Source organism: Peribacillus sp. NPDC097225 (genome assembly GCF_044761955.1).
Lineage (GTDB): Bacteria > Bacillota > Bacilli > Bacillales > DSM-1321 > Peribacillus.
Genome location: NZ_JBIWDJ010000001.1, coordinates 610,894 through 632,040, shown reverse-complemented (window position 1 = coordinate 632,040; position 21,147 = coordinate 610,894). Strand labels below are relative to the sequence as shown.

At 40.4% G+C, this 21,147-nt stretch carries 15 protein-coding genes and 1 other annotated feature; of the genes, 9 read left to right on the top strand and 6 right to left on the bottom strand.

Annotated features, from left to right (window positions below):
- The first annotated feature begins 49 nt into the window (after window positions 1-49).
- Complete coding sequence (ysxE, locus tag ACIQXH_RS03150; RefSeq protein ID WP_403122118.1) at window positions 50-1,120, top strand: spore coat protein YsxE; 1,071 nt, start codon at window positions 50-52, stop codon at window positions 1,118-1,120.
- A gap of 57 nt (window positions 1,121-1,177) precedes the next feature.
- Here ysxE and ACIQXH_RS03145 read toward each other — a convergent pair whose 3' ends face one another.
- Window positions 1,178-1,330, bottom strand: a complete 153-nt coding sequence (locus ACIQXH_RS03145; RefSeq protein WP_402875862.1) for a hypothetical protein — start codon at window positions 1,328-1,330, stop codon at window positions 1,178-1,180.
- A 276-nt stretch (window positions 1,331-1,606) separates the two neighbouring features.
- Window positions 1,607-1,834, top strand: a binding site (T-box leader).
- Window positions 1,835-1,877: 43 nt separating this feature from the next.
- Between ACIQXH_RS03145 and ACIQXH_RS03140 the strand changes: the two genes are divergently transcribed.
- Window positions 1,878-4,529 (top strand): valine--tRNA ligase, encoded by a 2,652-nt coding sequence (locus ACIQXH_RS03140; RefSeq protein WP_402958145.1) that lies wholly within the window; start codon window positions 1,878-1,880, stop codon window positions 4,527-4,529.
- Window positions 4,530-4,583: 54 nt separating this feature from the next.
- Here the strand turns inward: ACIQXH_RS03140 and ACIQXH_RS03135 are convergent, their stop codons facing one another.
- Entirely contained in the window at window positions 4,584-5,429 is an 846-nt protein-coding gene (locus tag ACIQXH_RS03135) for an ATP-grasp domain-containing protein (protein ID WP_402958147.1), read from the bottom strand.
- A complete protein-coding gene (locus ACIQXH_RS03130; protein ID WP_403122115.1) occupies window positions 5,426-6,337 on the bottom strand; it encodes an ATP-grasp domain-containing protein in 912 nt (303 codons plus the stop codon). The genes ACIQXH_RS03135 and ACIQXH_RS03130 overlap by 4 nt, the downstream gene beginning before the upstream one ends.
- Window positions 6,338-6,436: 99 nt before the next feature.
- Here ACIQXH_RS03130 and ACIQXH_RS03125 point away from each other — a divergent pair, with 99 nt between their 5' ends.
- From ACIQXH_RS03125 to ACIQXH_RS03110, 4 genes are all read left to right on the top strand, one after another.
- Window positions 6,437-7,729, top strand: coding sequence for a bifunctional folylpolyglutamate synthase/dihydrofolate synthase (locus tag ACIQXH_RS03125; protein WP_403122113.1), 1,293 nt, complete (start codon window positions 6,437-6,439; stop codon window positions 7,727-7,729).
- A 226-nt stretch (window positions 7,730-7,955) separates the two neighbouring features.
- Window positions 7,956-9,680, top strand: coding sequence for a sensor domain-containing diguanylate cyclase (locus ACIQXH_RS03120; protein WP_403122111.1), 1,725 nt, complete (start codon window positions 7,956-7,958; stop codon window positions 9,678-9,680).
- A gap of 244 nt (window positions 9,681-9,924) precedes the next feature.
- Window positions 9,925-13,419 carry a DUF5057 domain-containing protein gene (locus ACIQXH_RS03115; RefSeq protein ID WP_403122109.1) on the top strand — a complete coding sequence of 1,165 codons (3,495 nt, stop codon included), beginning with the start codon at window positions 9,925-9,927 and terminating at the stop codon, window positions 13,417-13,419.
- 60 nt (window positions 13,420-13,479) lie between these two features.
- On the top strand, window positions 13,480-14,394 hold the full coding sequence (locus tag ACIQXH_RS03110; RefSeq protein ID WP_403122107.1) for an ankyrin repeat domain-containing protein: 915 nt from the start codon (window positions 13,480-13,482) through the stop codon (window positions 14,392-14,394).
- 29 nt (window positions 14,395-14,423) lie between these two features.
- Here ACIQXH_RS03110 and ACIQXH_RS03105 read toward each other — a convergent pair whose 3' ends face one another.
- From ACIQXH_RS03105 to ACIQXH_RS03095, 3 genes are read right to left on the bottom strand one after another with little or no spacing between them, the layout of a single operon-like run.
- Window positions 14,424-16,067 carry a hypothetical protein gene (locus ACIQXH_RS03105; RefSeq protein WP_403122105.1) on the bottom strand — a complete coding sequence of 548 codons (1,644 nt, stop codon included), beginning with the start codon at window positions 16,065-16,067 and terminating at the stop codon, window positions 14,424-14,426.
- 12 nt (window positions 16,068-16,079) lie between these two features.
- Window positions 16,080-16,733, bottom strand: a complete 654-nt coding sequence (locus tag ACIQXH_RS03100; protein ID WP_403122103.1) for a PilW family protein — start codon at window positions 16,731-16,733, stop codon at window positions 16,080-16,082.
- The gene (locus ACIQXH_RS03095) at window positions 16,688-17,179 is read right to left on the bottom strand and encodes a type II secretion system protein (protein ID WP_402986467.1); all 492 of its coding nucleotides are present in this window, start codon (window positions 17,177-17,179) and stop codon (window positions 16,688-16,690) included. The genes ACIQXH_RS03100 and ACIQXH_RS03095 overlap by 46 nt, the downstream gene beginning before the upstream one ends.
- Window positions 17,180-17,302: 123 nt before the next feature.
- On the opposite strand from ACIQXH_RS03095, the gene ACIQXH_RS03090 reads away from it, so the two are divergent.
- From ACIQXH_RS03090 to ACIQXH_RS03080, 3 genes are read left to right on the top strand one after another with little or no spacing between them, the layout of a single operon-like run.
- The gene (locus ACIQXH_RS03090; RefSeq protein WP_403122099.1) at window positions 17,303-18,904 is read left to right on the top strand and encodes a hypothetical protein; all 1,602 of its coding nucleotides are present in this window, start codon (window positions 17,303-17,305) and stop codon (window positions 18,902-18,904) included.
- Between the two features lie 33 nt (window positions 18,905-18,937).
- Window positions 18,938-19,675 carry a PRC-barrel domain-containing protein gene (locus ACIQXH_RS03085; protein WP_403122097.1) on the top strand — a complete coding sequence of 246 codons (738 nt, stop codon included), beginning with the start codon at window positions 18,938-18,940 and terminating at the stop codon, window positions 19,673-19,675.
- Window positions 19,676-19,692: 17 nt separating this feature from the next.
- Complete coding sequence (locus tag ACIQXH_RS03080; RefSeq protein ID WP_403122095.1) at window positions 19,693-21,129, top strand: VanW family protein; 1,437 nt, start codon at window positions 19,693-19,695, stop codon at window positions 21,127-21,129.
- Window positions 21,130-21,147: the final 18 nt, after the last annotated feature.

The window sequence follows — 21,147 nt, the reverse complement described above, 5'->3', positions numbered from 1 at the left end:
CATTTCAAACGATTGGCGAGCTTTTTTTAAAAGAAAGTGAGTGAGTCTCGTGAGGGAAAACGAGAATCAACAAAAGAATATTCAGGATAGTGATTCAGCCTATGTCTTAAAAGAATACGCGCTTTATGTACAATATATCGAGGACTTTGGACGAGTGAAAAAAGTGTATAGCGACCGTGGAACCTTTGCCTTGAAATCGATTACTCCCCACAATGGAATGGACTTTATCCGAAATATCCAAACATTGTATCACCGGGGATATAACCGAATCGTGCCTATTTACCAAACGATGGACCAGCGCTATGCCGTTCTTCATAACGGCCGATTATATTACCTGATGCCTTGGTTGAATAATGAAGAAAATGGCGAACGTGATGAGAAACATAAGCAAATGTTCAGGGAACTTGCACGGATGCATACACTGTCTGTGAAAGAAACAGAGGTGGATACAGAGGAGCGGGAAGCTCATTATGAAAGAACGCTGAGTGAGTGGAATACGCAGAAGGACTTTATGGAGGAGTACATTGTCACCTGTGAAAGAAAGTGGTATATGTCTCCATTTGAGATGTCGGTCTGCACCTTTTTTACGGATATCACCCAGGCATTGAACTACTCTATCAAAAAGTTTGAAACATGGTTCGAAAAGACAAAGGAAAGCGAAAAAGTAAGGACCGTCCTCACCCACGGAAAGGTTTCATTGAAGCACTTTGTATATGATGAACGAGGATATGGTTACTTTATCAATTTCGAGAATTCGAATACGGCCCCTCCCCATTTTGACTTACTACCTTTTCTCGTCAAAACGGCGAGGACCTATCCAGTCCAATGTGATGATTGCGTCGATTGGCTTTATAATTATCTTCGTTTCTTTCCTATGAAAGAAGAGGAAATGCTGCTGATGCAAAGTTATTTGGCTTTCCCGGGATCAGCACTGGATGTGGTGAAGAACTATTCCGAGGGTAAAGGTCTAAGGACGGAACTGGATAATGTCACGAAGTTGCAACGACAATTCTGGCTTTTGAAGAATGTGGAATATATGGTGATGAAGGTCGAGGAAGTCGAAAAACAGAAAAAAGCGGCTGCCGAGGCGGCCAAAGAGGAACAATCGCCCCCAAGCTAAATATACATGAATGGATGAATATCCAATCATGTATATTTTTTTGTTGTAGGGGAATAATTATATCCATTCTAAATATAAAGACATGGCTAAGAAAATAAAGGCGACCAACAGGAGCATATCGAAGAAAGTTGGAAATATTAATGTACGTATTCCTTGAAAAACAATGAAGGGGACAATGAATTGCTGACAAACACCGCGGAACTTTTTCATCCAAGGTGGCAACGTATAAGGTGAGTATTTTCGTCTCAAGATTGCACCTTCCTTTGTAGGACTTCTTTTATTGTATGGGAGGGCTGCGAAACATGTGAGAAATGCGGAACATCATGAAACGTTGATGGTATAATAGGAAGATCGTTCTGTTCTTGTGAGCCTCCCTTAGTGAATAGGGCCATACTTACGAAAGTAAACGAAAAGATGATTGACTCGACCCCCCTTTTTTTTGTACTATATACTATATGCAATTAATGATTTTACATATGAATATAAATGAATGTAAAGACCGGAAATAGTAAGATGAAATGCCCTTTTCAGAGAGGAAACCATTGGTGCGAGGTTTCTAAGCAGGCAGCATCAGAAGTCGTCCGCGAGCAGTCTTCGTGAATAGTTAGTAGTGAAGGCCGGTGAAGAGCCGTTATCCGATTTGAGAGCCGAGAAAAGATTTCTTTCTTTTTCGGAAAAAAGGTGGCACCGCGAACAACTTCCTTCGTCCTTTTATGATGATGGAAGTTTTTTTTATGCCCAAAAGGAGGAAAACAACATGGAAGAAAACCAAATTTCGATGCCAACAAAATATGATCCGCAAACGATAGAGAAAGGCCGTTATAAATGGTGGCTTGATGGGAAGTACTTTGAAACAACAGGTGATGATAAAAAAGAACCGTATACAATCGTCATCCCTCCACCAAACGTAACAGGTAAGCTACATCTTGGTCATGCTTGGGATACAACACTACAAGATATCTTGACACGTATGAAGCGTATGCAAGGATATGACGTGCTATGGCTTCCCGGTATGGACCATGCCGGTATCGCAACACAGGCGAAAGTGGAACAAAAGCTTCGTGCTGAAGGCGTTAGCCGCTATGACCTAGGTCGTGAGAAATTCGTGGAAGAAACATGGAAATGGAAAGAGGAATATGCAAGCCATATCCGTGAACAATGGGCAAAACTTGGTCTTGGCCTTGACTATACCCGCGAACGCTTCACGCTAGATGAAGGTCTTTCTAAAGCGGTCAATGAAGTATTCGTTACCCTTTATAAAAAAGGATTGATTTATCGTGGCGAATATATCATTAACTGGGACCCATCGACGAAAACGGCCATTTCTGATATCGAAGTAATCTACAAAGATATTCAAGGTGCATTCTATCATATGAAATACCCGCTAGTTGACGGATCGGGAGAAATTGAAATTGCGACAACCCGTCCAGAAACGATGCTTGGTGATACGGCAGTTGCGGTACATCCTAAAGATGACCGTTACAAGCATTTAATCGGGAAAATGGTTCGTCTGCCAATCACAGGTCGTGAAATTCCGATCGTTGGCGATGATTATGTGGATATGGATTTCGGTTCGGGTGCCGTTAAAATTACACCGGCTCATGACCCTAATGACTTTGAAATCGGAAACCGTCATAATCTAGAACGCATCCTTGTCATGCATGAAGATGGTTCGATGAATGAGAAGGCCGGTAAATATGAAGGAATGGACCGTTTCGAATGCCGTAAGCAAATCGTCAAAGACTTGCAAGAAGCTGGAGTACTCTTCAAAATTGAAGACCACCTTCACTCTGTCGGCCATTCAGAGCGTAGCGGAGCAGTTGTAGAACCATATCTTTCTACTCAATGGTTCGTTAAAATGCAGCCTCTTGCTGATGCATCGGTTGACCTTCAAAAGAAATCCGAGGATGAAAAGGTCAACTTCGTTCCGGATCGTTTCGAGAAAACGTATCTGCACTGGATGGAAAATATCCGCGATTGGTGTATTTCCCGTCAACTTTGGTGGGGTCACCGCATCCCGGCCTGGTACCATAAAGAGACAGGCGAGGTATACGTGGGACAGGAAGCACCTGCTGATGCACAGAACTGGGAACAGGATACAGACGTCCTGGACACGTGGTTCAGCTCCGCACTATGGCCGTTCTCGACTATGGGCTGGCCGGACAAGGAAAGCATCGATTTCAAACGTTACTATCCGACCGGAGCACTTGTAACAGGATATGATATCATTTTCTTCTGGGTATCACGGATGATTTTCCAAGCGCTTGAATTTACGGGAGAGCGCCCATTCGAAGACGTTCTGATCCATGGTCTTGTTCGTGATGAACAGGGACGCAAGATGAGTAAATCGCTTGGCAATGGTGTCGATCCAATGGATGTCATCGACCAATATGGTGCAGATTCGCTACGTTACTTCCTTTCAACAGGAAGCTCACCAGGGCAAGATCTTCGTTACAGCACGGAAAAAGTGGAAGCGGTATGGAATTTCTCCAATAAGATCTGGAATGCCTCCCGTTTTGCCTTAATGAACATGAATGGCATGACCTATGATGAAATCGATTTAAGCGGTGAAAAGTCCGTTGCTGATAAATGGATCCTTACTCGATTGAATGAAACGATTTCAAACGTGACAAGACTTGCGGACCGTTATGAATTCGGTGAAGTGGGTCGCGTGCTTTATAATTTCATTTGGGATGATTTCTGTGACTGGTATATTGAAATGGCTAAACTTCCGCTATATGGCGAAGACGAAGCGGCGAAGAAAACGACTCGTTCGATTCTTGCATACGTGCTAGATAACACGATGAGATTGCTTCACCCATTCATGCCGTTCATAACGGAAGAAATTTGGCAAAACCTTCCGCACCAAGGCGAATCAATCACGGTTGCTGCATGGCCTGAAGTGAAGGAAGAGTTAACGGATACAGCTGCAGCGGAGGAAATGAAACTGCTTGTTGAAATCATCCGTTCAGTCCGGAATATCCGTTCTGAAGTCAACACGCCTTTAAGCAAAAAAATCAACTTGATTCTAAAAGCAAAAGATGAGTCCATTTTAGAAACATTAGAAAAAAACAGCAGCTATATCGAGCGCTTCTGTAATCCTGAACAATTGACAATCGGCATCGATGTCGAAGAACCAGCACAAGCCATGACAGCTGTGGTTACGGGTGTTGAACTGATCCTTCCACTAACAGGACTGATCAATATCGACGAAGAAGTGAAACGTCTTGAAAAGGAACTCGACAAACTTAATAAAGAAGTAGAACGCGTACAGAAAAAACTAGGCAACGAAGGCTTCGTCAAAAAAGCACCAGCAAGCGTCATTGAAGAAGAACGTGCCAAAGAAAAAGACTATAGTGAGAAACGTGATTCTGTCATTCATAGAATCAATGAATTGAAACAGCTTTAAAAAAACAAAAAAGGATGAACCGGCTATGTAAGAAGCTGGTTCATCCTTTTTTGTTTACTTAACCGATAGTTTCTCTTTTATAAACAATAGATACTCTTTTACAATATTAAGATTGCTGAGCGCACTTAACGTTCTGCTTCCCACTACATCTTCAATTTCATTGAGCATGAGGCTGCCATCTTCGGCGAAAATGAAATCGATCCCGACCATGCCAAAGTCAAAGGCAGCGATTACTCGTTCTACAAGTGTCCGTTCGGCAGCTGACAGCTCATATAACGAAGCAGATCCGCCTAACGTGTAATTGGCCTTGAAGTTAGAAGAGGACTCTCTAAGGACAGCTGCAATGATTCTGTTCCCAATGACAAAGACACGGATATCCTTTCCGAATACACCCGGTTTTTGAACGATCCATTTTGCGTTAGGCAGTTCTCTCAAGTCTTTTTCATGTTCAATCAAGTAAACCTGTTTTCCACCACGTCCATGAACGTCTTTCGCAATGAATGGTAATTCCATATCGCTTGTTGAGGGATTACCATAGCAATAAACTGTATCTGACATTGGAATGCCGATAGAAGTCACATATTGATGCGTCTTTGCTTTGTCATTCACGATTTCCGAGATGAAAGAAGAGTTGAAGCATGTGATATGTAGCCTTTCCAATTGTTTGGTGAAGAAAGGATCGATGGTCCGGACTATCGCAAAATCAGGCAAATCTATCGGTTCGTGCTTATGTACGACATACAATTGATTCGAACGGTGGCCGATTTGTAGGTGGTCGCGATAATATAAACGCAAATCTAGGTCGAGACTTTTGGCCTCTTCCAGCATCCAATCTATGTATCCCCTGTTTTTTGCGGCATCTTCCTGGTTATAAATCAGCCAGCCTGTATGCTTTTTCATTGGAATCCCTTTCTTTCGAATGCATCCATCACATAATCAAACATGCTGTCAGCAATATTAATGCCCGTACATTCGTAAATATTAAGCAGGTGCGAGTTCGAGTTCACTTCACATAATAGCGGGCCATCTTCTCCGAACAGCAAATCTACCCCGGCAAAATCCGCACCCAATAGAGTAGAGCAACGGATGGCAAGATCACTTTCTGCCTTGGTGGGTGTGTAGGGGAAGGCTGTTCCACCAGCTGTCATGTTTGCTCGGAAATCATGCTCGGACTTCCGTTGCATGGAAGCGATGACTTGATTGCCGACGACATTGATACGGATATCCCGGCCTTTACTGTACTCAATGAATTCCTGCATAATAAAAGGCCGGTGCCCAAGCTTTTTCACCGTTTCCATAAATTCATCCTCCGTAGGAATTAAATACACCTGTTCCCCGAATGAACCGTATGCTTCTTTTACAACGAGGGGGTAGCCAAGCTCATTGCCGATTTTTTTGAATGCATCCAGTTTCTTTCTTTCTATTCCTTCATAAGTAAACGGGGGAAACAGGGTTTTTGGCATCGGGATGCCGTGACCCGCTAAAGCTTGATGCGTTTTGGCCTTGCTATCGCATATATCGATGGCCGAGCTGCTGTTATATACGGGTAGGCCGAGCAGTTCCAGATGGCGTGCCAAATGAATATCCTTATCCATAAACAGGACGAAATCTGGTAATTTTCCATCAGTTCCTTTTAGATACGGGGTTCCCTTTTCAATAACGGGAACCAGGTCGGAATTTCGGACAAGTGTTGCCGATATCCCTTTTCTTTCAGCGGACTCTTGTATGAATAAAGCCAAGCTAGAAAACTTTTCATGCTGCAAATAGCCGTTGACGACAATCCAACAATGGAGTGAAGAAGATTTCATGGTCAATCACTACCTTTCATCTAGGTAAATCGTTAATATATTGATAAAATAATTTTAACGCATAAGAGCGGTATAAAGAAAGAGGAGGCTTATCGATAAATGGTAACGGACATGAATGAAATCAACCGATTTTTTGAAGAAAGACAGGTCCAATTAGGTATGAACTTTGGCTTGTCACGAATGGAAACATTATTAGCTAAATTAGGAAACCCCCATGTAGGGCTTAAATATATACATATTGCAGGGTCCAATGGCAAAGGTTCTACGCTCCAATTCATAAAGGAAATCCTTTTGGCTGAAGGGCTACGGGTGGCTTCTTTCACATCCCCATACTTAATTCGACTGAATGAGCAGGTAAAGATAAACCGGGAGGAAATCAGCGATGAGGACTTTGTCTCTGGATTTCAAGAACTGTGGCCAATCGTACAAGAGATGGATGGTGAAGGAAATGGACCCACTCAATTTGAAATCCTGACAGCGATGGCTTTTTCTTATTTTAGCAAAAAAGGCACGGATTTGGTTTTACTGGAAACGGGACTTGGGGGAAGGCTCGATACCACCAATGTCGTCAAGCCACTTCTTTCCATCATCACCTCCATTTCTTTGGAGCATACGAATATCCTCGGTAATACGCTTGGAGAAATTGCTTTTGAGAAGGCAGGGATCATTAAAAAAGGAGCACCCATCATCAGTGGAGTGACGACAGAGGAACCAGCAAAGGTGATTGAAGAAAAAGCGGCTTCAGTTGGCGTTCCATATTATCAAATCGGAAAAGACATCCGTGTACAAGCTATCAAGCAAAACAAGCTAGGACAAAGCTTCTCCTTTTTGTTCCAAGATACCTCCATTGAAAATATAGAGATGCATATGCTTGGCGCTCATCAAATCGATAATGCCGCGCTAGCTATCGCAGCAGTCACCATGGTAAGAAACAACATCCATGAAAAAAGCATACGGAAGGGAATAGCGGAAGCACAATGGAATGGCCGCTTCGAAAAGGTTTCCGAAAGCCCCTTGATCATCATTGATGGTGCACATAACCCGGCCGGCATCGAGGTACTGCTAGATACGTTAAAGACGCGGTACCCGGAGTATGCGTATAAATTTATATTCAGTTCATTCCGTGATAAAGATTATGCCAAGATGCTATCTCTGCTCGAAAAGGAAGCGAGTGAAATAATCGTTACTGAATTCACGCATGAACGGGCAGCGAAAGCGGAACTGCTTTATGAACATTGTTCAAAAGAGAAACGGAGTTTGGAGAAGGATTGGCGGAAAGCGATAACGATCGGTGAAGAAAAAACGGGAGATAGAGAAGTGTTGGTTATCACTGGTTCCCTCCATTTTCTTTCACTTGCCCGTGAGTTTGTATTCAGCGGTCGAAACTTATAGGACTTCGGTCATTCCTTTGGAAGTATATGCAGCTACTCATCCCGTTCATCTTCTAGTTTTTTTATGCCCTTTTGTCTTAGACAAAAGGGTTGTTTGTTTAAATAATATAAGAATAAACAAAGACTTTAAGACTATGTGTTTTAAAGTTTTTTAATTTGGGTATAGTGCAAAGTGACTAAAAACTGGTATGATAATACCAATATACTCATGGGGATGGGGAAGATATATGATTATTTCTAGTAAAAAACGAATGGCTATCTATGTGGTTTGGTTTCTTTTCATACCGGCTAGTTTAATTGAGATTTTTCATGTATTTCCGCCTATCCTAAGTGGAAATACATGGGATATTCCTGCTTTTCTTGTGCTCATAAGTGTGGTGGCTTTGATGCCAATCATGATTAATAATGAACCAGTTGCGGTCGTGCAAGGCGTTTCACTCGCCGTATTTCTTGTGTTCGGACTGGCCATTGAAATCGTTGTCACACAGGTTGCCTTTATATTCATTATATTAAGGATGCGACCCGCAAAAAAAGATTGGTATCGTTTTCCGCTAAATTCGATCACGTCTTTTATCTTTTGCCTATTGAGTGGACTGGTCTATTATGGCTTAGGCGGAGATCATGATTTCACATCTGGCATTGATGCAATTGATATTCTATTGATGCTTGTTTATCAGTTTTCTTATTTTTTATTCAATCAAGTAGTTGTCATTGTCGCGCATTGGCTATTATACGGAAAAAAACCAGAAATGAAAACGAAGGATGCTATCTGGGATGGTTTCACAAGCCTCATGATCATGCCAATCGGTATTATTTTGTTTGTATTATATATTGAAATGGGAAGTATAGCCATATTGCTCGTAGGAGCCGCTTTGGTTAGCTTAGCTTTTATCATGAAACAATATTATTTTACTAAGGAAATAAACAGGCACTTGAAAAAGGTGAGTGAATTCGGTCATCAGTTGACTAAAAGGTTACAAGTAAATGAGGTACTTGATTTATTTATCGATGGTAGTTCAGCCATCATTCCTTCTAAGTACACTTTGGTATTCGAGATATTCGATGAAAAAGAAAATGCCCAAATCTTACGCTATGCAGAAAATGGCGTACAAATAGAAAAGAGGATTCAACCTGTTTCCATAAAAGAAGGAATATATGCCACTCTTTTTCAATTGAAGAAGACCGAGGTCTTTCATTCTAAAAAGGAATGGAATCATCTGGCTAATTATGGGAATTTTCCCGAAGACGTGGAAAGCATCATGGCCATTCCGATTCTTCAAAACTCTGTTGTAGTTGGAGAAATCATCGTTACCTCTTCCAAGAAGAGGGCGTATGGTACGCATCAAACGAAGATCATGGACATTCTCTCATCCTACTTATGGGTGGCTCTTGAAAATGCTCGCCATTATCAAAAAACCAAATATAGCAGTGAACGATGCGCATTAACCCATTTATATAACTTTCGGTATTTTGAATGTGTGTTACATAAGGAGTTCGAACGTTTACAAAACCAATCACTCAATCATTTGTCGCTGATCCTTCTTGATATTGACCATTTTAAGTCCGTTAACGATACATATGGGCATCAAAGCGGTAATGAAATCCTTTGTGAATTGGCGGAGCGTCTGGAGGGCATTGTTGGTCATTTAGGGGTAACAGCAAGGTACGGTGGAGAGGAATTCGTTATCCTCTTACCCAATGTTGGAAAAGAAGAAGTCTATCAATTCGCTGAATTCATCAGACTCTCGATAGCCAACAAACCCTTCATCGTCCATTCGGATTTAAATGAAAATAGACGGGAAGAGTCCATTTCCATTACAGCAAGCATCGGGGTCGCAACAGCACCGGTCGATGCGGAAGATGCCCAATCGATAATCAGGCACGCTGACCGTGCCATGTATACAGGTGCAAAACAAGCTGGGAGAAATAAAGTGGCAGTATATGGAGGGTAAAAAGGCAGGATTCCTTGGAGTCTTGTCTTTTTTTATAAGGTGTCATTTACCGATAATAAAAATTAATGGATTTATTGCCCATTCTTGTTTATTTTTTGATAAAATATGCTTAAGTAATAAGACTATATAACTAATAATGTATAGGCAATCGATAGAGAAATACACAGACTTACATTACCAGGAACTAAAGCTGCTTCGTATAAGGCAGGAGAGATAAAATATAAATGAGAGTGATGTGTAAATTATGAAAAAATCAGTGGGGTTAGTCGTGTCATTGGTGTTAATTTTTTCGTTTCTATTTCTACCTAAACCTTTAGAAGCAGCTGTTCAAACGTCTGGTCCTAAATTGAGAATTCTGGAAATTGTAGCATCGGGAAATTCGCAGTTAAGGGGGATCCTAGGTGAGAATTCACATGAGTATACATTGATGACGATGAAAAAGTTTGTCGCACAGAGGGAAGAGCTGGATGGCAAATATGATGTGATTGCGATTATGGAGGGGAATTATACTTCCGACCCGGTTAAAAATAAGGATCATGATACAAAAGCGGTCATGAATGACATCACGAATCTAAAGGTGAATGAAATCATTAATGATTTCATTCAAAAAGGGCAGCCTGTCATCCTACATACCAAAAGTCTAGCGACCGGTTCAAAATTAAAAGCCAAGTTTAGCGATCAAAATCTATTAAATAAAAGTAATGTCATCAACTATGATAGTACGAGTACTAATTCAAGCGGTAGCTTTTGGGATCGCTGGTATGAAATTTTGTTCGGAAACAATAAAAATAATAATGAGAGTACAAAAAAAGATCAAGATAAATTGAAAGAGGATTTTAATGAATTTATTAAGGGAGTTAATTTCAAGCAATCTCCACGCTTTACATTAACTAAATCCCCTGACAAGGAGAGAACATATAAGCCGAATGATAACATGGAATTCACGATGAATGTAGAGGTGCCTACTGATATCAACTCGAGGAGCCTAAAAGCCAAGCTATATATCGATTCCAATTTTGACGACAAATATACGACAGACGAAATTGTATTGGAAGAGAACATTACTTCGAAATCAACAAACCTTTCTTTTAAACTACCAAATGGTTATTCAGGGGTACGTTATTGGAAAATGGAGCTTGTGGATTCCGGTAATAACTTAAAGAGTTATGAAAAAGGGATGATTAAGTTCGTTGACAAAAAAGTGGAAGTAAAAGTGCTCCAAGTCTACACCAATGAAAAAAGTTCGTTAAAAAGGAATAGCAACCCGAATAATATGAATCAATCCTATTTAAATAGTAACGAATATAGTATCTCAATTGACGCAACGAGCATGGACACTTTTAATAAGTCAAAAAAAGAAGAAACGAGTTATTCGCATGAGGTCATCAATGGAAAATATGACATGGTCATCTTTGGATTTGCCGATTCTTATAATAGATCGGCGAATATAAATACAAATGCAGTGGCTTCATTGAAAAGGTTTATTGCTTCTAAACAAAGCATCATGTTTACCCACGATACCATTTTCGAAAATAATAATAATTGGGTAAATAATTTCATGAATGATACAGGTCAAATCAGTCCTCAGACGAATCTTGGATATGGTGCACCCAATACTTCGAAAACGACGAAAAAAATCAATGATGGTTTAATGACAACCTATCCATATGCATTGAAAAATGAATTATCAGTGGCATTAACCCATAATCAGTATTACACGCTTGACTTGGAGGATCCAGAAATAATCCCTTGGTATACTATCACTGGAAACAGTCGGGATGAAAATGATAGCTGGAACCATTATTATACTTACTCGAAAGGGAACATTACGTACTCTGGAACAGGTCATAAGGGGGGAAGTGATAGCTTTCCTGAAGATGAGCAGAAATTGTTCGTTAACACGATGTATAGAGCCTTCCTAGGGTCGAATCATGCACCTGAAATTACCATTCATACTCCAACGGAAAATCAGGTCATCCCTTTAAACCAGAACATCGAATTATCTTACACACTACAAGATTATGATTTAAAAGATAAAAATCTATCCACTAAAGTGTTTATGGACGAGAAAGAAGTATCGGAAGAAAAAGATGTGATAAATGGATCGACAATTAATATGTCTCTACCTCATAATTTACAGGATAGTAAAGTTGTGACGATCAAGGTCCAAGCAACAGACCAATCTGGCGCAGTCAGTGAAAAAGAAGTGAAAGTAAAAGTACAGAAAATAAATGCCAATCTTGAAGTAAGCAGGATTTTGAAATCAAATAACTTAGTGGAAGTCGGACAACCTGTAGAAATCGAATATACGGTAACACCGAAAAAAATCACTGGATCAGAAGCCGAAGCCATATCGGGGAATTCAGTGACTATTGGGGACACGACACTGAGAGAAAGTTTTCCAGCAGGTTTGGAGGTCACGAGTGACGGTACGAAAAGCGGGACAGCATCAACTGGTATATCCCTAGAAAAGACAGTGAGTATTGTCTACAATAAAGTGGGCAAGGAGTTCGTTGCAAATCCTGTAAAGTTCAGTGTCCGTGTTACGCCAACCGAAAAAAAACAGTATACATTGGCTAATTCTATATTGAGATATAAGGATTTATCCAATATCCAAAAGGACTTAACATTTAATACATTAACGTTCAATGCGGATTTCGCCTTAACTGGGATTGATTTTCCTGATTCTTATGTACTCAGTAAGGGTACAGAAAAAAACTTTTCGATTGACTTGAAAAAGATGCCCGCAGATGCAGGAATCAAGAGTATTTCATGGAGTGAAGAAAGCAGAGGGAATATTTTGGATTTAAATCCTGCTTCAGGAACGGCTAAAGTAATAAAAGAAGGAAATACATTCTTAAAAGTGAGAGTTACGGACAATTTCGGGAATGTTTTTGAAAAGAGAGTGCCTGTGACAGTAAGAATTCCAGTCGATTCGTTTACTTTAACGGACCTAACATTACATGTAGGCGAGACTTTACCATTACCCATTACGAATATATCCCCCAAGGATGGTAAATCTAGCTTAGAAATTATAGTAAGTAACTATGATATAGCTCGTGTTAATAAAGAAGACTTCTCCATTACAGGGTTAACGACTGGTGAAACCCTCATGACTGTTATGGGAATTGATTCTAATGGTGAGACAGTAAAACACACTTCTGTGATTACGGTGACAGAGGTACCCGTAACAGGTATAGAAGTGTACCCAAACGTGATTACCATGAATAAGTTCGATGAATTTAAAGATTTCACTGTTGAAATTTTACCAAGTAACGCAACGGATAAAACAGTAGTTTGGACATCTTCCGATAGCAACATTGTGGAAGTGGTGGAGAATGGTAAAATCAAGGGCGTCAGTACTGGGACGGCGAATATAGAGATTACATCTAAATCAAACCCTGTTGTGAAGGCCATAGTCAAGGTCCAAGTAGGTCAACCTCTTGAAGGAATCATCGTGCCGGAAATAAAGCTTCAAAAGGGTACTTCGCAACCCATTGTCGTACATCATACACCTGCTGATGCGACAAATGTCAGTAGCACAGAGTTTTCTACACTCAAAGAGCAAGACGAATATATAACCATATCTAATGGAATCGTTCATGGAGTGAGGGTAGGAAAAACTGAAATGTCCGTTACCGTAGAAGATGATAAAGGTAAAGAATACAAAGCTATCGTGAAGGTCACTGTTACGCCAATGGCCGAAAAAGATTCAAATGACAAGCAAGATAAATATTAATATGTTAAGAGCCGGGGCAACCCGGCTTTCGTTTATCTTTTAAACAGGAAAGGACATCCTATGAAAAAAAGAATCCTAATCATCAGTTCAATCGTGTTATGTATATTGATTGTGGCTGGTGGGGTGTATCAGTATAAGTCAGCCAAAGCGGAAAAGAAAGAACAGTTTGAATCGCTGCTCACTTATATAAAAGCAGGGGAAGAATCGAAGGCGGAAAAGGTGTTGAAGAATAATCAATCAAAGGCATTCATTAATAAAGAATCGACTGAGGGATACACCCCATTGGAATATGCCTTACACATGCAACTTTATTCTTTGGCTAGGACACTTTTAGAACAAGGGGCAGATGTGAGCACAAAAGCGGATAACTCTCTATTCATCCAGCTTGCTCATTCTTTAGATCATTACCAGCAGATGCAAGTCGAAGAAAAGCAGAAAGCTAAAAATGAGATGTTTAAAATGGCGCTAAAAAAAGCGGAAGCCAAGCTAAAAGAGAAGGATGAACAAGGAAACACGGCCCTCCATATCGTGTCCCTGAAAGGGGATGAAGAAATAGTACGACTTTTTATAAAGTATGGGGCTAACCCTGGAACCAAAAATAAAACCGGAAAAACGCCGCTCATGCTTGCCGTTCAGGAAGGCAATACCAAGGCTAGTCAAGCATTGATAGAAAGTGATATAGAATTAACAAAGATACAGGATCAGGAAAAGAATACTTTGCTAGCTCTAGCGGTGATTGGTGGTAGAACGGATATAGTTAAGCTGCTTACTCGTACAGGAGCGATTCAGATCAATAACAAAAATGAGCTGGGTAAGACAGCCCTTATGTATGCCAGTGAGTTCGGAGAGAAAGAACAAGTCCAGTTATTGCTCGACGCGAAAGCGGATAAAGCATTAAAAAGCAATGATGGAATGACCGCTTATGATTACGCTAAAGAATGGAACCATAAAGGGGTCATGAAACGATTGAAATAACAATACAGGGAGCCCATGGGCTCCCTGTATTATTTATCTTTATTCATCTTATCGGGTATGACATCCAGTCCATCCACCTTTGGAAGGGCATGCGTCTTATTAAGAAAAAGTCTTCTGTTGTTTTTTATGGTCAACCTTGACTCGGCGTCTTTTTTTACAGCCGGGAAGCTTAAATCCCCATAACCCTTATCATCTTCTACGTCTCCACGATAACTATTAACAGTTAGATAGCTCTTCGAAAAGACTCCGCCATTAATATTTAAAAGGGATCCCACTGCATAAATCTCAGAAGGGGTTTGGTATTCTATATCGGAATCCTCTTTGGCTTCACATCCAGAAACAAAGCGATATTCACAGGCAGACTGGCTTTCTGTATAAAAATAACCATTGATCGTATTGGTTTCATTTTGAAATTTATTTATCCGCGCAATGCTAAGCTTCCCTTGTGTCATTAAGATCAAAGAAGAATCATCTGGTTGATCTCCACATTTGTTTTTGTAACAAGGAATATCTGCATTATTTAGGGTAGTAGAACCAAGTACATAGATGACGGAATCAAAACTTACCTTCCCTTTAATCGTCAAGTCACCTGTAATTAAGATATTGCCTTTAACATCCATAGATTCCAATAAGGAGTTTTCGATCGTTGCATTACCGGAAATGACTAGCCATTGCTTGTCCCCAAGCTCGATATCGAAGCTATCTATATAGGCGTCGCCGGAGTGAATAATCGGCGATATTGTACCATACTCCGATAAATCATCGAATCTGACTTCTTCATTTTTAGGGTAATCTTTTTGATTAATGGATTGATTCAAATCTTCAATCGACATATCAATATCTAGACCCGAAATACCAATACTACTAGATGATAGTTTATCAATAAACGTTTCTTTTATATCAATCTCATTGAAAGTGTCATCTACATCATTGAAAAGGATGTTTCCAGAAAGAAAAGCGTCTTTCAATGTGGGAACATTCAATCGCTGCCATCTCAACTCTTCTTTGTCATGTCCTGCTCCACCATAGCACGAGGGGGCCGATGTACAAAGGCTCATGCCTTGCCGATTCGCATGTAGTTCACTATAATCTTCAACGGCCGGCAAGTCGGTCTTCCTTGAAAGCAGGGAGGATTTAAACATATACAAAGCTTGATTACTGATATTAAATTGCTCTTTTGCGTAGATATTTCCATCAATATAGGGAGAACCATTAATGGTCAAATCTTTGCCGGCACCAAGAGCATACTTTAGAAAGCTTGGCATCGCCGTAATGTAGACCTTTTGATGATATTTGCCGCTGCTTACTTCAAATACTCTCGTGTTATCATGTTGGTTATCAATCGTTGGATAATTTTTCGTTAAATCTTCTATTGTGAAAATACCTTTCAAGTTTTCCTCGTTTATGAATGTTGCTAAATCGTTATTGTATTCAGACTTACTACCAGAAAGGAGAGGTGTTTCCATTGTATTTACATGTTCCTCAATAATCGAAACCCCCTCTTTTACGGCACTTATATCATCGATATCATCCACGATTTCTGTTTCCCTTATTTCCGTTCTCTTTGCTCCATTAATGCTCGCAGCAAGAAGTACCATGCCAAGCGTGGTCAGAATCAAAAAAGAAAGCAACACAGATAAAAGGGTATATCCATCTTCATTATTCCATTTCATGAATTTCACTCCTTAGAATCCAAACGAGCTTTCTAATACAAGTGGTTCGGTCGTAACAAAGAACCCTTTCTTATGGATATTATTTCCAATGACCATCGTGACATGAATCGTACCATGCGTACATAAGGCCCCTGAGGAGTCCATGGTGCAGTCGGGGCTATCCGCATCGAGTATAATGCCCGTTTTCTTTTCCGTTTGTGTACCTTCATTCATGTCGATAAAAGAGGAAGTGGAAAGATCAAGAGTGGTCAACACGCCTTTATTATCGATGATGAACTGGCTATCTTTAAAATAAATATCCACTGGTTCCGTTCCCTTGCTATCTTCTATGATGAATCCATCTACCGTTTTCTCTTCCTGGACGTTCAACGTAACGCCGTTTTTTCCATCTTCATTAAGAGGGGTAACATATTTAGGCTGGTTGGTTGTCAGTTCATTCATAATCATGGTGGCAATATAATCCGCATCTTCTCTAAGCTGGCCTTCAATTTGGATTTTTTGATAGAGGCTAAGGCCGGTGATGAATAGTGAATAGATAACGCCTGTGATGAAGGTTGTAATGGTTACAGCAAGTAATATCTCAATCAGGCTCAGGCCATTCTCGTTCGAGAGAGATTTTTTTACTTTTTCAAAAGGCCGGTGACAGCTGTTTCTTTGTCTTCCCAAACCACCTTCACCTCGATTCTAATCAAATTCTTATTAAGGTCATAGCCTGTATCCTTCACTGCTACATTTTCATATTTTTTAAGGGTAATTTCTGTATCATATTTGTAATTATTTATGGTAGGTTGCAAGATTTCGGAACAGCTTGTTGTATAGAGGGAAGGGCGAGTGTTGCAGTCTGGTAGAGATATTTTGATGCCTTCTGAGTCTAGTGAAGCGATTCCATATTGTTTATAAAGTTCATTAAACTCAAGTTGGTCAAAGTAATTGATCACATTTCTCGCAACATTTATTCCGACTGTCTTACTCTGGTTCCTTTTTGTATAATCATAGGATTGTGTAAAGAAGGTCATTACCGTTATGGTAATAATTCCTAATATAGCGATAGAAGCAAGTACTTCAACGAGTGTGAATCCCTTTTGGTTTTTCGAAAAAATATTTTCTTCCATACTTTTCCCTTCTTTCAAAATATCTATAAGTATTATACAATATTTTTAGGATTTATTACCCAAATTAAGGAGCTATTTTCGAAAAACGGAAAATATATAATAAAATAGTATAGGAGTGATTTATTGGAGACAATCGTATTTGCTGGAATATCCCTCGTTTTATTGATTCCGATTGTTTATGTTTTACCATTGTCCCTTACTTTCAAGGGAAAGCTGGTCATAATCGGGGGTGCTGTTGCCGTTTCACTGGCGGGTCTAGTTGTGGCAAATAACTATCCTCTTTGGCAGGCTTTATTACTTTTGACTTTGCTGTTATTTTTGGCTTTATTCCTTATCGGTAAAAAAATCGAGCCATTAATGCTCTCGAATCAAGCAGAAGCGTCGGACTTCTATGAACGATATAACGACTCTGCCGTTTTGATTGAAACGTCGAGAGACCGTGCTGCGTTATCCAAAATAGAAGAGTCAGAGGCGGAACAGAAAGAAAAAATGGGATTTGAGACCAGCGAGCATCATGTTGCGGCATCTGAGGAACGCGTTCAGGAAACGGAGGAAGAGAAAGAATCCGCTGGTGATGAGATCGTTGTTTTTGAGGCAGAGTTTTTGGATACGAGAACGGATGATTTAGAAGAAGTTGAAAGTATTTCAGAAATAGAAGTCCCGGTAAAAAGTGAAATAAGTGATATTGAAAAATTACTAGAAGAAGACTTCATGGAGCCGGTGACCGAAGAAACAGAAAGTATTCCAGAAATAGAAGTACCGGCAAAAAGTGAAATAAGTGATATTGAAAAATTATTAGAAGAAGACTTTATGGAGCCGCTGACCGAAGAAACACAAAGTATCCCAGAAATTGAAATGCCGGTAAAAGGTGAAATAAGTGATATTGAAAGATTACTAGAAGAAGACATCATGGAGCCGGTAACTGAAGAAACAGAAAGTATCCCAGAAATAGAAATGCCGATGAAAAACGATTTAAGCGAGATTGAAAAGCTACTTGATGATGAGTATGTGGAGCTGGAGATTGACGAAGAGAGTGACCCTATTCATCTAGAAGAGATGGAAGAACTGGCTGTATTACCTGAAGAACGCGAGTGGGTAACGGAAGTAATAGAGCCGGAAAATGACACAGAAACTATCGAAGTGAATACTGCGGAAGAGAAACTGGATTTCCATGGTTACTTAGAATCAAATGGTTTAGGGGAAAATCCCGAAGAGCCTGGAACTCTTGAAAATACGTCCGATGAAACAGGTAGTGAAGATAGTCAGGAAATGAATGTGGAAGAACCAGATATTCAGTTAGAAGATTCTTTAGAACCGGAAAGTCTTCTAGAGATTCCTGAAGCGCTTGTCCTAGAAATAGATAAAGCAAAAGAAGAGCAAGAGTCGTCGTCAGTCATTGCTAAGCCTGAAGAAACAACTCTTGAGAGTCCAACAGAACATGTCAGCGAATTGCAACAACAGATGTTTCAAACGATGGTTTCCCATATTCAAATCGCACAGCATCAGTTGAATGATAGCGAGTTCGAGCAACTGGTTATGAGCCATTTGCATCCGGAAATACCGGATCAACAGTATTACATATTTGCATCATTTTTAATTCAAACGTATATCACAGCGAAAAAGACGGAAAAGCTTCGTGAATTGATCGTGCAGTTAAAGGAAAAGTTCAGCGCGCACCCAATTCTTCTAGAAGAGTTAGCATTCATGGAAAACCGTTTTTGTTAAGATGAAAAATCAGAAGATAGGTATGGTGAAAATATGAAAAAAAGTACAGAAATTTTAGGCTTGCCCATTATCAGCATTTCAGAAGGTATGGAAATTGGAAAGGTGAAATCATTAGTGATCAATCCTGAAAAAGGTTCATTAGATTTTATCACAATCGAACATGAAGATTGGCAGGTTAGTGTCAGGGCCATTCCCTTCAAAAAGGTAATAGGGATTGGGGAATACGCTTTAACGATCGAAACCGAAAACTCTGTCATCGATTTAAATGAAATCCCGATTGCCAATCAGCTCGTGAATAAAAAAATCAAGATTACCGATGCCAAAGTGATGACCCGAAAAGGGGAATTATTAGGAAGCGTCCACGAGTATTTTACGGATGAAGAAAATGGTCAAGTCATCGGGATGCAGGTGAAAGTCGGGGACCATGAAGTGATTCTTCCATCCGAAACGGTTTTGACGTTCGGCAAGGATATTTTGATCGTGACGGAAGATGCTTCATCCCATTTCCTCGAGCAGGCGGAACAGTTGATGGGTGAACAAATCCCAGAGGCAGAAGTGGCTGCCGGTGAAGAAAATGCCAATGGGGAAGCTGATTTAAGAAATAAGCAAATTGAATTGCTTCAAGGAAAGAGATTGGTGAATAATGTAACGGACCTAGACGGAAATGTCCTTTTCCCGGAAGGTCGCGTTCTCTCGAAAGAGGATATCATTAACGCACAATCTGCGGGCCCAAGTGTATTGGTCGGGCTTTCCATGAATGTTGAAGCATAAAAAGGAGTTGCCTTTATGTGAAGAATCCACAAATGCTGAAAATTTTTCTGGTCTTTATTTTATCCACCGCATACATTTTTAGTTTTTCGCATTTTGGGGCGTCGGCTTATAATCAGATTTTCAAAGACTCAGCACAATTTGGTGAGAACACGACGATTGGGAGCCTGGATATAGAGGGTCGAAGTAAGCGGGAGGTAAGTACGCTACTGAGCGAGGCAACCGAAAAGTGGACGCAGAATACGGTCTTGGGCATCACTTATAAGGAAGGTCAAATGACCGTAGATAATGGGATTTTCCATTTTCAAACGGAAAAGACCGTAGTTTCCTTGCTTTCAGGCAAGAAAAATAAAGCAGTCGTCTCGGTCGACAAAGATTCTTTGCTGGAAGATTTATATGACATGTCCTTATCGCTTGCGTCTACCACGTTGGACATAGATAAGCTTGCAAATGACCTGGCAGTAAGTGCCGAGTCCTTAACGGAAGGGACTAAAACCCTTGAGCTGGAAAACTATATTGATGGAGATGTGGGTGAGGACGAGGTAATTGCCGAGGCTACGGTGAATGCAGGGGACGCTGCAATGGCCATTAAGGAACTGGTTCCCTTGATACAGCCATTGGAAGTGAAAGGGGAAACTCAATTTTCTCTTTTACAGAAGATGTCGGAGCTTGAAGGAAAGAAATATAACTCAGACACGTTGAGCCGGTTGGCGACAGCGATTTATGGTGTGATTCTGCCGACTAACTTTACGATTCTAGAGCGGAATATCAGTGATCAACTTCCTGGTTATGCCAAATTGGGATTTGAGGCACACATCGATTCTGAAATTGGACATGATTTGGTATTTGCGAATACCAATGATCATGCATACCGGGTGGAACTTCAGGTAGAAGGTAAGAAATTAAAGGTCACATTAAAGGGGCCATCTTTCTTGAATTCCTATGAGGTAAAGGCGACCGATGAAAAAAGATATACGCCAAAAACGATTAAACAATATAGTGATGAGTTGGCCCCTGATGCCATACAGGTGAAAAAGGAAGGGAAAGATGGGATAACGGTCAAGATTCTTCGTCACATCGAGTCGTCTTCGGGAGATCTTCTGGAAACGGAAATCTTATCTGAAGATTTCTATGCACCGATTCATCGAATTGAAGTATATGGATTGCAACTCACGGAAGTCCCTGCACCTCCTTCTGATTCCGATAATGAAGATGCACCTGTGGAGGATGAGAATACGGGAAAAGGCGAGCAAGGGATTGACGAAGACACTGAGCAGGATCAGGGGGAACCGGAGAAGGAATCGCCCGATAATGCCAGTGGGAATAGTGATAGGAAAGAAAACAATAAAGACATCGATAAAGGGAAACAAGAAGGTAATCAAGATAAGGGTGATAGGAACCAGGAGGCGGGTGGATACCCCAAATATGTGGAGGACCCCAACGTTCCCCAAAAATAAGGTAAAGCAGGGATAAAT